Annotated in this window: 10 protein-coding genes; 9 read left to right on the top strand and 1 reads right to left on the bottom strand. The window is 47.7% G+C overall.

The features are described 5' to 3' along the window. The first annotated feature begins 29 nt into the window (after positions 1 to 29). The 4 genes from dnaK to KNO75_RS05690 all read left to right on the top strand — a co-directional run bounded on the left by dnaK (position 30) and on the right by KNO75_RS05690 (position 4786). Entirely contained in the window at positions 30 to 1856 is a 1827-nt protein-coding gene (gene dnaK, locus KNO75_RS05705) for a molecular chaperone DnaK (protein ID WP_214693135.1), read from the top strand. A gap of 110 nt (positions 1857 to 1966) precedes the next feature. After that, complete coding sequence (gene dnaJ, locus KNO75_RS05700; protein WP_214693130.1) at positions 1967 to 3073, top strand: molecular chaperone DnaJ; 1107 nt, start codon at positions 1967 to 1969, stop codon at positions 3071 to 3073. Positions 3074 to 3091: 18 nt separating this feature from the next. Further along, positions 3092 to 4030 carry a 50S ribosomal protein L11 methyltransferase gene (prmA, locus tag KNO75_RS05695; RefSeq protein WP_214820312.1) on the top strand — a complete coding sequence of 313 codons (939 nt, stop codon included), beginning with the start codon at positions 3092 to 3094 and terminating at the stop codon, positions 4028 to 4030. Positions 4031 to 4033: 3 nt separating this feature from the next. Then, a complete protein-coding gene (locus tag KNO75_RS05690; RefSeq protein ID WP_214820310.1) occupies positions 4034 to 4786 on the top strand; it encodes a 16S rRNA (uracil(1498)-N(3))-methyltransferase in 753 nt (250 codons plus the stop codon). 44 nt (positions 4787 to 4830) lie between these two features. Here KNO75_RS05690 and KNO75_RS05685 read toward each other — a convergent pair whose 3' ends face one another. Beyond that, positions 4831 to 8484 (bottom strand): S8 family serine peptidase, encoded by a 3654-nt coding sequence (locus KNO75_RS05685; RefSeq protein WP_214820308.1) that lies wholly within the window; start codon positions 8482 to 8484, stop codon positions 4831 to 4833. A 308-nt stretch (positions 8485 to 8792) separates the two neighbouring features. On the opposite strand from KNO75_RS05685, the gene KNO75_RS05680 reads away from it, so the two are divergent. From KNO75_RS05680 to rarD, 5 genes are all read left to right on the top strand, one after another. Next, a complete protein-coding gene (locus tag KNO75_RS05680; RefSeq protein WP_214820306.1) occupies positions 8793 to 9416 on the top strand; it encodes a class I SAM-dependent methyltransferase in 624 nt (207 codons plus the stop codon). Between the two features lie 16 nt (positions 9417 to 9432). Then, on the top strand, positions 9433 to 9900 hold the full coding sequence (locus KNO75_RS05675; protein ID WP_074033378.1) for an S-ribosylhomocysteine lyase: 468 nt from the start codon (positions 9433 to 9435) through the stop codon (positions 9898 to 9900). Position 9901: 1 nt separating this feature from the next. Beyond that, positions 9902 to 10840 carry a PLP-dependent cysteine synthase family protein gene (locus tag KNO75_RS05670; protein WP_214820305.1) on the top strand — a complete coding sequence of 313 codons (939 nt, stop codon included), beginning with the start codon at positions 9902 to 9904 and terminating at the stop codon, positions 10838 to 10840. Next, on the top strand, positions 10806 to 11963 hold the full coding sequence (locus KNO75_RS05665) for a bifunctional cystathionine gamma-lyase/homocysteine desulfhydrase (protein ID WP_214693119.1): 1158 nt from the start codon (positions 10806 to 10808) through the stop codon (positions 11961 to 11963). Before KNO75_RS05670 ends, KNO75_RS05665 begins: the two co-directional genes overlap by 35 nt. A gap of 108 nt (positions 11964 to 12071) precedes the next feature. Continuing rightward, entirely contained in the window at positions 12072 to 12950 is an 879-nt protein-coding gene (rarD, locus tag KNO75_RS05660; protein WP_214693116.1) for an EamA family transporter RarD, read from the top strand. Positions 12951 to 12962 lie beyond the last annotated feature (12 nt).

Here is a 12962-nt window from a genome sequence, read left to right as displayed (position 1 = left end):
TACTACTTAACGAGACGGAGGAATAAACGATGGGTAAAATTATCGGTATTGACTTAGGGACTACAAACTCATGTGTGGCAGTAATGGAAGGTGGCGAAGCAGTCGTCATCTCAAACGCAGAAGGTAACCGTACGACTCCTTCGGTTGTTGCATTCAAAGGAGAAGAGCGTCAAGTAGGTGAGGTCGCAAAACGTCAGGCCATCACGAACCCGAACACGATCCAATCAATCAAACGTCACATGGGAACGTCACATACAGTTGACGTAGACGGCAAGAAATTCACACCACAAGAAATCTCGGCAATCATTTTGCAGAAGTTGAAGAAGGATGCTGAAGACTACCTCGGTGAAACAGTCACGGAAGCAGTCATCACAGTTCCTGCATATTTCAATGACGCTGAGCGTCAAGCGACAAAAGATGCTGGTAAAATCGCTGGTCTTGATGTCAAGCGAATCATCAACGAGCCAACTGCTGCGGCACTCGCTTACGGATTAGATAAAGGTGAAGACCACACGATTTTGATCTATGACCTCGGTGGTGGTACGTTCGACGTTTCAATCCTTGAACTTGGTGATGGCGTATTCGAAGTTGTCGCTACAGCTGGTGACAACCGTCTCGGTGGAGATGACTTCGACCAAAAAGTCATCGACTACCTCGTTGCAGAATTCAAAAAAGAGAACGGCATCGACCTCGGGAAAGACAAGATGGCACTTCAACGTTTGAAAGATGCGGCTGAAAAAGCGAAGAAAGACCTTTCAGGCGTCACAAGCGCACACATCAGCCTTCCGTTCATCACAGCAGGTGAAGCAGGTCCACTCCACTTGGAGATGACACTCACGCGTGCGAAGTTTGAAGAATTGACGGCTGACCTTGTCGAACGCACAATGGAACCAACTCGTCGTGCCTTGAAAGATGCAGGACTTACACCATCTGACCTCGATAAGATCATTCTCGTCGGTGGTTCGACACGTATCCCTGCCGTCCAAAAAGCAATCCACGACTTCACGAAGAAAGAGCCATTCAAAGGGGTAAACCCGGATGAAGTTGTTGCACTCGGTGCGGCAATCCAAGGTGGAGTTCTTGCTGGAGACGTAAAAGACGTCGTTCTTCTCGACGTTACTCCACTCTCGCTCGGTATCGAGACAATGGGTGGCGTGATGACGAAATTGATTGATCGTAACACGACAATCCCGACATCGAAATCACAAGTGTTCTCAACTGCTGCAGATAACCAGCCTGCTGTTGACATCCACGTCCTTCAAGGGGAACGCCCGATGGCACCAGACAACAAGACACTTGGTCGCTTCCAATTGACTGACATTCCGCCAGCACCACGTGGTGTGCCACAAATCGAAGTTAAATTCGATATCGATGCAAACGGAATTGTTCACGTATCAGCGAAAGATCTCGGTACGAACAAAGAACAATCGATCACAATCCAATCTTCTTCAGGTATCGATGAGGCAGAAATCGAGCGTATGGTGAAAGAAGCTGAAGCGAACGCAGACGCAGATAACAAACGTAAAGAAGAAGCGGAACTTCGCAACGAAACAGACCAACTCGTCTTCGCGACAGACAAGGCAATCAAAGACCTTGGTGAGCAAGTGGAAGAGGCGGACAAAGAAAAAGCAGAAGCTGCGAAAGAAAAAGCAAAAACTGCTCTCGAAGGTTCAGACCTTGAGGCGATCCGTACAGCCAAAGACGAATTGTCAGCTGTCGTTCAAGAGTTGACGCAAAAAGTATATGCTAAAATGGCTGAACAGCAAGGTGCTGAAGGCGCAGAACCACAAACAGAAGCGAAACAGGACGATGATGTCGTGGACGCAGAGTTTGAGGATCTCGACGACCGTAAATAAACAGCCGTTGTAAAGGAGAGCGCCAAAGCAGGTTTCTGCTTTGGCTCTTTCCATGTTAAGGTAGAATCGGTAAAATCGATACGTAGATTGTAAGGATAGGAGCGAGAATAGTGGCGAAACGAGATTATTATGAAGTGCTCGGGCTCGACAAGTCGGCCTCAGCACAAGAAATCAAGCGGGCATACCGGAAGTTGGCCCGTCAATATCACCCGGATATCAACCAAGAGGCAGATGCGGCGGATAAGTTTAAAGAAATCGGTGAAGCCTATGAAGTGCTTTCTGACGAACAAAAACGTGCCCAGTATGACCGATTCGGTTTTGAAGGGGCGAACCAATTCGGAGGCGGCGGCGACTTCCAAGGTGGATTCGGAGATATCTTTGACATGTTCTTCGGTGGCGGTGGACGCCGTCAAGACCCGAACGCACCGCGTCGTGGGGAAGATTATCAATATGTAGTCGACCTTGACTTCATGGAAAGTGTGACAGGCAAAACGGAAACAATCGAGCTCGAAATTGAAGTCGAGTGTGACACGTGCATGGGGAACGGTGCGAAACCTGGAACGAAACCAGAAACGTGTAACCAATGTGGCGGCAGTGGCGTTGAAACGGTTGAGCAAAACACAATTCTCGGTCGTATGGTCAATCAACGTCCTTGTAGCAAGTGTCATGGTAGCGGTAAGACAATCAAAGAAAAATGTCCGACTTGTCACGGCTCAGGTCATGTGAAGAAGAAGCAGACCGTCGAGGTAAAAATTCCAGCCGGTATCGATAACGGTCAACAGATTCGTCTATCTGGAAAAGGCGGTCCTGGTGTGAACGGAGGACCAGCGGGAGACTTATACGTCGTCGTACGCGTGAAAGCTCATGAAATCTTTGAACGTGTCGACCAGCACATTGCGATGGAAATGCCGGTCACGTTCGCACAAGCGGCACTCGGCGCAGAGATCGAAGTTCCGACGGTTCACGGGAACGTGAGTTTGAAAGTGCCAGCCGGGACACAAACTGGCTCGAAGTTCCGCTTACGCGGAAAAGGGATGCCAAGTGTACGTGGTGGCGCGAATGGCGACCAGTACGTGAGCGTCATCGTCATGACACCGAAAAATATGACAGACCGTCAAAAAGAATTGCTTCGCGAATTCGAAGAAATCAGTGGCGAATCGGGTGTCGAAGAGGAACACGGCATGTTCCAAAAAATGAAAAAGTTCTTTAGTCACTAAAAGGAGTGTGTACAAACGATGAAATGGTCTGAAATTTGTGTCCACACGACACAGCTTGCGGTGGAAGCCGTATCGAACTTATTACACGAAGTGGGCGCACAAGGTGTCGTCATCGAGGACGTTGAAGACTTCGACCGAATGATGGCGGAAGACCATTTCGGAGAGATTTGGGACGTTTCGGATCGTGAAACGTATCCAACTTCTGGAGTACACGTCAAAGCGTACGTGCCGGCCTCAGGTGATTTCCAAGATGTGCTCGCAAACTTGAAAAAAGAAATCGAGCGACTCCGGAACATGCTTGATATCGGATCAGGTGAGGTCACGGTCGCAGAGATTGATGAGGAAGATTGGGCGCATTCTTGGAAGCAGTATTACAAGCCGGTCAAAATCTCACAACAGCTGACGATTGTCCCTTTGTGGGAAGAGTACACACCACAACCGGAAGAAAATGTCATCTTGCTTGACCCGGGCATGGCGTTTGGTACAGGTACACACCCAACGACGATGCTATGCATTCAAGCGATTGAGAACTACATCCAGGAAGGCGACCGCGTCATTGATGTCGGTACAGGATCGGGCGTATTGTCGATCGCGGCTGCAAAACTTGGAGCGACGAGCGTAAAAGCGCTAGACTTGGATTCGGTTGCTGTTGAAGCTGCTCGTCAAAACGTAGAGACGAACGGTGTTGAATCACTTGTTCAAGTGGATACGGGAGATTTATTAAAAGGTGTAGATGGAGAATATGACTTAGTCGTGGCAAACATCCTTGCCGATGTCATTCTTCTCTTCATCGAAGATGCATATGCTCGTACAAAAACGGGTGGTCGCTTCATCACATCCGGTATCATTGGAGAGAAACGGGCGGAAGTTACGAACGCTCTGATGGCTGCAGGTTTCGAGATTGAAGAGACACGCGTGATGGAAGACTGGGTCGCAATCATCGCCAAGAAAGGGTAAGCTATGCAACGTTATTTTCTGACACCAGAAGCTTTTACAGGAGATACTGTGTCACTTCCTTCAGATGTCGTTCATCATATTGGAACGGTCCTACGACAAGGACCGGGTTACGAAATGGTGCTTCTCGACGGGACGGGAAATGAGTACGCATGTGTCGTGACGTCACTTGAAAAGAAGCGTGGAGAGGCTAAAGTATTGTCGACTCGTCAATCAGAGACCGAACTGCCGATTGAAGTGACGCTCGCTTATGCGTTGCCAAAAGGAGACAAAGTCGAACTTGTCGCTCAAAAAGCGACCGAGCTCGGCGTTCATCATCTTCTATTGTTCGAATCTTCCCGATCAGTCGCCAAATGGGACTCGAAAAAAGTGCCGAAAAAAGTAGAACGTATTCAAAAAATCATGCAGGAGGCGGCTGAGCAATCGTATAGAGCCGTTGTCCCTTCATGTACGTTCCTCACTTCGAAACAGCTTTCGAAGCAGTTCGAAGAGTATGACGAAGTCATCATCGCATATGAAGAATCGGCAAAAGAAGGCGAGCAGTCGGCACTTGCCAACACATTGAATCGACTTCAATCAAAACAACGTCTCCTCGTTATCACGGGACCGGAAGGCGGATTTGACACAGCGGAAGTCACGCAATGGATAGAGGCTGGTGCGATCGCTTGCGCGTTCGGACCTCGAATTCTCAGATCGGAGACGGCTCCTCTTTATGCACTGTCTGCCATCTCGTACGCGCTTGAATTGGCGAAAGGATAAGAAAACGGCTGACCCACGTGGGCAGCCGTTTTTTCGTGAAAAAATTATTTTTTATTGATCGTGATGACTTTCTTCGTCACGTTGCCACCGAGGTCAGTCACTTCAAATGTGAAAGTGTTTTGTCCCTTCGTTACAGGAAGTGAGATGGTTTCGGTACGTGAGAATGCGCGCATCGCATAAGGTTCTTTCAACGTATGACTCCATTTCAAATCTCCGTTGACACGAAGTTTGATGTCGTCGAAGTTATCCGTCACTTGAACTTTCACGTTCACAGAGTTTTGCTTCGCCGAAACGTTTTTCGGAACGTTGCTGATCAACAGCGCGGCTTTTGTCGAGTCGACAAAGATTGGACGGACGAAGTTCGTCACGTTACCAGACGTGTCTTCCGCGATGAAACGAATCTTGTGGAATCCATCTTCATACGAACGTGTCGTATTGAACGTGTATTGTTTTGCAGCTGCGTCATACGTGAGTGGTACGTTCACATCGTCGACAGTGAACGATACAACGTCAGAGGCATCTTTGATTTGACCGATGATTGGTACAATCGATGAACCGTATGGCGATAAGGCGAGCGGTGCATCGACAAAAACTCCTGGTTTATCTGTGTCATTTTCTGTAGATACGTCGCGTGTGATCACGTTACCCGCATTATCTGAAACGCGAACCGATAGTTGGTCCGTTGATTCAAGTGGTGCATCGAGTGTGAAGTTTGCTGTATCTTTTGCTTCTTTCGCAACGACTTTCCCATTAAGAAGGAATTCGATACCGTTGATTCCTGTAAAGTCGTCGGATGCTTTGACACTAGCCACACCTTCGTTCCAACGAATCGTGAAGCGAGGATCCGTGTAATCCACTTTCACTGGGATCCGTAGCGTCTGGGCTTGTTTTTTCATGTAGTCGATGCTCGCTTCAATTTCGTAGTAGTACGTTCCTTTCGGCGCCATTTCTCCGTTCAGTTTTCCGTCCCAAGCGTTATCTGACGTGTAATAGTATGGGTCACCACTTCCGCCATCAAAGTAGTTCTTTCTCAATTCCTCTTCGATTTTAAGGGTACGGAGGACGTTTCCTTTCTCATCGACAATGCGATATTTGATGTCTTTCGCATTTCGTAAGAGCGAGTAGACCGGGGTAGCCGTGTCTTTTGAACCGTCTCCGTCAGGCGAAATCGCTACCGCCTCTTCAGCTACAGACTCATCAAGTTTCTCTCCTAAATAGTTCCCGGCCGCATCGACCAATCCAGAGATTCCATAGAATGAACCATCTTCATAAATCGTTTCGTCAAAGATTGGTGCTTTGCCCCAATCGCCTTCGAATCCGACGAATGGGACAACGAGTGACGGATTGCCGTCTGTCCCACGTGGGTCAGTCAAGCGTAGGAATCCATCGACGAAGTAACCATTCTCAAAGACTGATTTTGCAGATACCGTTCCTTCTAACGTTTCAGGATTAAGTACTTGTGCCTTCGAGACGTCAATCGAGACTGTGATTTCTTTCTTTTGTTTTGCCATCAACGTGACTTTACTTGTGTTTTTTCCATTGATCTTAATGATTGCTTGTTGAAGCGCCTGAGCTTCCATCGCATTCTGAATGACGCCATCCTTGTTAGTGACGGCAAGGTCTGTCTGGAGGGAAGCGGCCACATCGTATGTGAGTGATTCGTCAGACATGTTTTCAACGACAATCGTGAACTTCGCCTTACTCTTCGACAATTCTTTTAAAGCGACTTTCGCTTCTTTCGTCTTCTTCTCATACGCGACTGCCGGAGATGTGACGGCCGCATGGAGTTGCATGAGACCAGCTCCCGCCCGACGTGGTGAATATGGAAGAGACTGCTTCAATTCCTGGTTATACGGTCCGATGTCTGTGACAGGTTTCGACGTATTGAGTAGCAAGTTCTTTGCCATCGTCACACGAGCCGCTCCGCTCAAGTCGAAATCGCGATCGACGCGTTCAAGAACAAGAGCTGCACCGCCGGCAACGTGAGGTGCGGCCATCGATGTTCCGCTCATCAAACCGTACTGGTTATCGTTGAACGTTGAGAAGATTTGACCGCCTGGGGCTGAAAGTTCCGGCTTGAAGTCAAGGTTCGGTGTGACACCCCAAGATGTGAAATCAGACATTGCGCCTGCCGAGCGGTTGTTGACGCTGATCCGGTCACCGGCAAACGTGAGTTGGAGTGGTCCTTCCGTTAATTTCTCTTTTAACTCGTTCCCGTCTTGGATGCTGAGTGATGCCATCGGGATGAGCGGTTGATCGAGAGCCATCGACACGTAGTCTCCGTGTGAGACGGCGCCTCGTACGATGACACCGGCTGCCCCTTGTGCCTCAGCCGTTTTTTGAATTTTCGAGTAGAAGTATCCTCCGTCGCGAACAGCGAGAACGAGCTTTCCTTTCACGTCTTTCCCGGCATAGTTTTCTGGTTGTCCATCTCCGACGTAAACGACGTCATATGTACCTTCCGAGAATGCAGGTCCATCTTGTTTCTTCCATCCGATTTTTTCGTCACCGACGCGGAAAGCATCCAATTGAATTTGATCGTTCTCGAGTGAAGCGACCGATGTCGATGCTTGACTGACACTAGGCGCCCCGACGACACCCGTATCAGGGTTTGAAGCCGTTGGTAAGTCGAATCCATGTCCGAAGTATGCTGAGTTCCCAGCAGAGATGGACATGAAGACACCGTTGTCTACAGCGCGTTGAACGGCTTGTTGTTCAGGAGAGTCGGCATCGACAAAGCCTGCTGTTGAACCAAGGCTCATGTTAATGACGTCTGCTCCTAGCTTGATCGCATCGTCAATCGCTTTAATATAAATATCTCCGTATGTAGATGCATAGTTCGGATCGTTACTGAATACTTTGAGACCAAGGATTTGAGCTTCAGGTGCGACGCCTTTAATCCCGCCGTTTTCGAGATCACCGTTTGCAGCGACCGTTCCCGAGACGTGCTGACCGTGCATGGAAGCCCCCGGTGAGTCATCTTTAATATCATCGTTCTCGTCATAGTAATTATAGGCGTATGGAACTTTTTCATTCACATATTCACCAGGTAAACCGAACGAAGTGATCGCCTGATCGACTTCTGATTTCGTCAATTCTGCCGTTTTCGAATCTGTGATTCGGTAATCACGGTGGTTGGCATCAATTCCCGAGTCGATGACAGCTACGACGGTACCTTCTCCGGCAAATCCGTAATCTCCCCATGTTTGTTCGGCTTGTACCATTCCGTTGCTTGTAACCATATCTGGTTTCACTTCAGGACGTTCATATTCATTCACGACATGTACAGTCGCTACTTCAGGTAGCGCTTCAACTTTAGCGATTTCACTTGTAGAGAGGAAAGTGGAGAAGCCATTAAAGACGGTCGTGAACTCTTCAATCGGTGTAACAGTCACACCTTGTTTTTTCAAAGCGGATTTTGCGCGTTTCTGTTCAGACTGAACAGAATGTTGCGCCTTGTTTTGTTCTGATTTCGTCAACTCATTAAATTTTTTCCCTTTTTGCGCTGCTTCTGCGATTGCAGGTGCACCGACGAGCTCGACAACGACCCGAACTTTTTTCTGTTTCTTTTCGAGCTCAATTTTTGGTTTGATAGAAGCTTCTGCTGAAACAGATGACGTACCTGCTTGAATCAACACAGGTGTTAAAGCAATACATGTAGCAAGTGAAGCGTTTAAGTAGACTTTTCTTCTTGACAACGTGTTTACCCCCTAATATTTGTTATTACTTGTAAAAAATAAAGATTTCCCTTGCATTGTGAACTATCATATCGTTGTTCAGACAAAAAGGAGTGGATTTTTTTGTAAATCAGGGGAGTGTTTTTGCACAAATTTTAATGTTCAGACAATTACTAAAGACCTAAAACATAAGACCTATATCAAATTTTGGTAATCGGAAGAATCATGCGAATGACTTGAAATGTCCAAAAAAACCTGTTAATGTAACGTTAATGTTAAATACCAATAAAACATATCAATTTAGTCAGAATTAAGGATGGGGTGGCGCTATGAATTTACCATTCATGGATATCTTCAAGGATTGGGCGAAAGATTACGATACGGCAGTCGGGGGACATGACGAGCAATATCATGAAGTATTTGTCGGATATGATCAAATGCTTGATGACGTTGCGTTACACGTTGAAGGAACGGTCTTGGAATTTGGTGTCGGCACAGGCAACTTGAGTGCCCGAATTTTAAAGGGACATCCTTTAATTGCAATCGAACCTTCTCCAGAAATGAGGCAGATTGCAATTGAGAAGTTGGGCATATCGGTAGAACACGGAGATTTTATCCGTTATCCAAAGTTCTCACATGTCGATACGGTCGTTTCCTCGTACGCTTTCCATCACTTGACGGACTCTGAAAAAGAAACAGCGATTGGTCAATATGTTCGCGATTGGGGACATCCGAAATTCGTATTGCTTGATACGATGTTTGAATCTCCACACGAGCGCCAAGAGATTATTGACTGGGCTACGGCACAAGGCTATTCAGACTTGGTAGAGGATTTAAATCGTGAATATTATCCATATACGACAACCATTCGTACGATGTTAGAGGCGAATGGATATAACGTGACGATGACGCAGAAAAATAAATTTGTTTGGCTTGTAGTCGCGACAAAATAATTAGGAGGAATTACTCATGAAAACTTATAACGTTGAAAGCTTTAACTTGGATCATACAAAAGTGCAGGCTCCATTTGTTCGTCTCGCCGGTGTGAAAGAAGGAACGGCGGATACGATTTACAAGTATGATATTCGCTTCATCCAACCAAACGAAGGACTCATGCCAATGCGTGCTGTTCACTCTCTCGAGCATTTGATTGCCGAAAACAGCCGTAATCATTCAGAAGACATCGTGGATATTTCGCCGATGGGATGCCAAACAGGTTTCTATTGGACGATGTTGAATGATGGAGACTATGAACGCATGCTCGACCTCGTAGAAGCGACATTACGCGATGCGATGAACGCAGAAGAGTTGCCAGCACAAAATCCGGTACAGTGCGGGAATGCGAATCATCATGATTTTGAGGGAGCAAAAAAATTAGCAGCTGACATGCTTGCAAAACGTGACGAGTGGCATATCGTCTTCAAGGACGAAGCGTAAGATGATTGTCCGTGACGTCTATGAACTCATCGGGGACACACCGCTCATCGAGCTCCGTTCGTTACCTGTTCCAGCTACGGTAAAAGTATACGGGAAAATGGAGATGATGAATCCGGGAGGAAGTGTCAAAGACCGACTCGGCATGAATTTGATTGAGCGGGCGATGAAACGTGGAGACGTGGCACCAGGTGGTACGGTGATCGAGCCGACAGCCGGGAATACGGGAATCGGACTCGCGCTCGCTTGTCAGCGATACGACATTCGTCTGATTACCGTGACCCCTGAAAAGTTTAGTCAAGAAAAGCAAGCATTGATGCGTCTTCTAGGAGCGACCGTCGTCAACACACCGACCGAGCTTGGAATGAAAGGCGCAATCAGTCATGCGCTCGAGTTGGCTGAAGAATATGATGCATACGTGCCGGAACAGTTTTCAAATCCGGACAACCCGGATGCCTATGTCGATATTCTTTCGCAAGAATTGTTGAAAGACGTGCCACAAATTGACGTGTTTGTAGCGGGGGCGGGTTCAGGAGGTACGTTCACTGGTGTCGCCAAAACGTTAAAACCACAAGGGACGAAAACTGTTGTCGTGGAGCCGGTCGGTTCGATTTTGAACGGCGGTGAGCCAGGTCCACATAAAACAGAAGGAATTGGCGTCGAAAAATGGCCGCCATTTTTGGAAAAGTCTTATGTCGATGCGATTCATACCATCACAGATGAGGAAGCCTTCTATTACGTTGCGCATCTTGCGAAACAGGAAGGATTGCTCATCGGAAGTTCTTCTGGTGCTGCCATCGCAGCATGTGTAAAGGAAGCAAATCAAATGTCAGAAGGCACGATTGTGACGATCTTGCCAGACAGTGCAGAACGATATTTAAGTCAAGGAATTGTCAAGGAGGCAGAACATGCGTACAAAGACAGCACTCATTCACGGCGGTAAAACGACCGACCCATTAACAGGGGCGGTCACACCACCGATTTATCAAACGAGCACATATAAGCAAGACGGAATCGGTAACTTACGGGAAGGATATGAGTATTCTCGATCTGCAAACCCGACACGTACCGCACTTGAGACACTCATAGCGGATATCGAAGGCGGTGTGCAAGGTTTTGCATTTGGGTCTGGGATGGCTGCCATCTCGACCGTACTCATGTTGTTGAAATCTGGAGACCACGTCATCGTTGGGTCTGATGTATATGGAGGAACATACCGTGTATTCAATCGAGTATTTCAGTCACGAGGCTTGGAGGCAACTTTTGTCGATACATCCGATGAAACGGCGGTTCGTGATGCGCTACAAGCGAACACGAAAATGATTTATGTGGAGACACCGACAAATCCACTCTTGAACGTGACGGATATCCGAGCGATGCGCACGATTGCGGATGAGGCAGATGTCTTGCTCGTCGTAGACAACACGTTCATGACACCTTACTTCCAAAATCCGATCGACCTTGGTGCCGACTATGTCTTACACAGCGCCACAAAATATTTAGGCGGTCATAGTGACGTCGTGGCAGGTTTAGTCGTCGCACGTACGGAAGAACAAGGAGAAGCGTTGGCATTTCTCCAAAATTCGGTCGGTGCAGTCCTCGGACCCCAAGACAGCTTCCTCGTCGTACGTGGGATTAAGACACTTGCCGTTCGAATGGAAGAGATTGAATCGAACGCACGGGCGTTGGTTGAATTCTTACAATCAAACGAGAACGTGTCACGTGTACTCCACCCAAGTGTCTCTAGTGAAGAAGCGAAACGCGTCCACTTGTCGCAAGCGCGTGGGTTCGGTGGCATGATTGCGTTTGACGTCGGTTCGGCCGAAGCGGCTGAAATGATGGTCGCGAAGACGAAGTATTTCACGCTCGCAGAGAGCCTAGGTGCAGTTGAAAGCTTGATCAGTGTTCCGGCTCGCATGACACATGCGTCGATTCCGGCTGAGCGACGTGCAGAACTCGGGATCACGGACGGACTCGTTCGAATCTCAGTTGGATTAGAAGATATCGATGATTTAGTTGAAGATTTAGCACAAGCTCTATCTGCCATCGAACAGATAAAGCAATAAACAGTAGGGGACGCGATTTCGCGTCCTTTTTTCATGAAACAAAAGCCTTGTATCAGAAGTCATTCATCGACTAAACTATTTTTATCTTGAAAGAGAGCGGGTGAACGTGTGAACAAGGGAGTATGGACGACAATCGGGGCCTACGTGATGTGGGGCGTCCTCCCAATCTATTGGAAGTTTTTGCAGGAAGTGCCGAGTGGGCAAATTTTGGCACATCGTATCGTTTGGTCCTTTTTATTTATTTTACTCGTCTTAAGATGGACGAATCAGTGGAAAGAGTTCGGTTACGCTCTTCGCCACCCTGCCACACGAAACGCGTTCATGTTGAATGGATTCATCGTCAGTGCAAACTGGTTCGTGTACATATGGGCTGTCAATCACGGTTATATCATCGAGGCATCCCTCGGATATTATATTAACCCGCTTGTCAGTATGGTGTTAGGGGTGCTCGTCTTTCGGGAATCATTAAACCGAGTCCAATGGATGGCGGTCGGGATCGCGTCAATCGGCGTCCTCGTCTTGACGCTTGGGTATGGCTCGTTTCCGTGGATCTCGTTCGTATTAGCGAGTACGTTCGGTTTTTATGGAATGGTGAAAAAACGGCGACCTCTCGCTTCAACAGTGAGTCTCGGGATTGAGACGTTAGCTGTCGTGCCTGTCGCGCTCATCTTTCTCAGCAATCAGGTCGTCACGGATCAGATTGCTTTCGACATGTCACCGATGATTTGGGTCGCATTGCTAGGGACGGGTGTGGTGACGGCGCTTCCGCTTCTCTTGTTTGGTTACGGGGCACAACATATCCCGTTCACACTCGTCGGATTCCTTCAATTCATCGCACCGACACTTAGTCTGATTATCGGAGTCGTCATGTATCATGAACCGTTCACAGCGTATCATGTCTTCGCATTTACTTGTATTTGGCTGGCCATCTTCTTTTTCAGTTGGAACAGTTGGGTCGTCGCTCGTAAACGTCGTCAGCTCATTTGAATTTGAAAGCTG

Source organism: Exiguobacterium sp. s35, from assembly GCF_018617535.1.
GTDB classification, from domain to species: domain Bacteria; phylum Bacillota; class Bacilli; order Exiguobacteriales; family Exiguobacteriaceae; genus Exiguobacterium; species Exiguobacterium aestuarii.
This window is presented reverse-complemented; position numbering and strand designations above follow the sequence as displayed.

Bases quoted from the DNA above. Each gene is read 5' to 3' on its own strand.
- dnaK (WP_214693135.1), top strand. From the start codon at position 30: ATGGGTAAAATTATCGGTATTGACTTAGGGACTACAAACTCATGTGTG.
- prmA (WP_214820312.1), top strand. From the start codon at position 3,092: ATGAAATGGTCTGAAATTTGTGTCCACACGACACAGCTTGCGGTGGAA.
- KNO75_RS05690 (WP_214820310.1), top strand. From the start codon at position 4,034: ATGCAACGTTATTTTCTGACACCAGAAGCTTTTACAGGAGATACTGTG.
- KNO75_RS05680 (WP_214820306.1), top strand. From the start codon at position 8,793: ATGAATTTACCATTCATGGATATCTTCAAGGATTGGGCGAAAGATTAC.
- KNO75_RS05675 (WP_074033378.1), top strand. From the start codon at position 9,433: ATGAAAACTTATAACGTTGAAAGCTTTAACTTGGATCATACAAAAGTG.
- KNO75_RS05670 (WP_214820305.1), top strand. From the start codon at position 9,902: ATGATTGTCCGTGACGTCTATGAACTCATCGGGGACACACCGCTCATC.
- KNO75_RS05665 (WP_214693119.1), top strand. From the start codon at position 10,806: ATGCGTACAAAGACAGCACTCATTCACGGCGGTAAAACGACCGACCCA.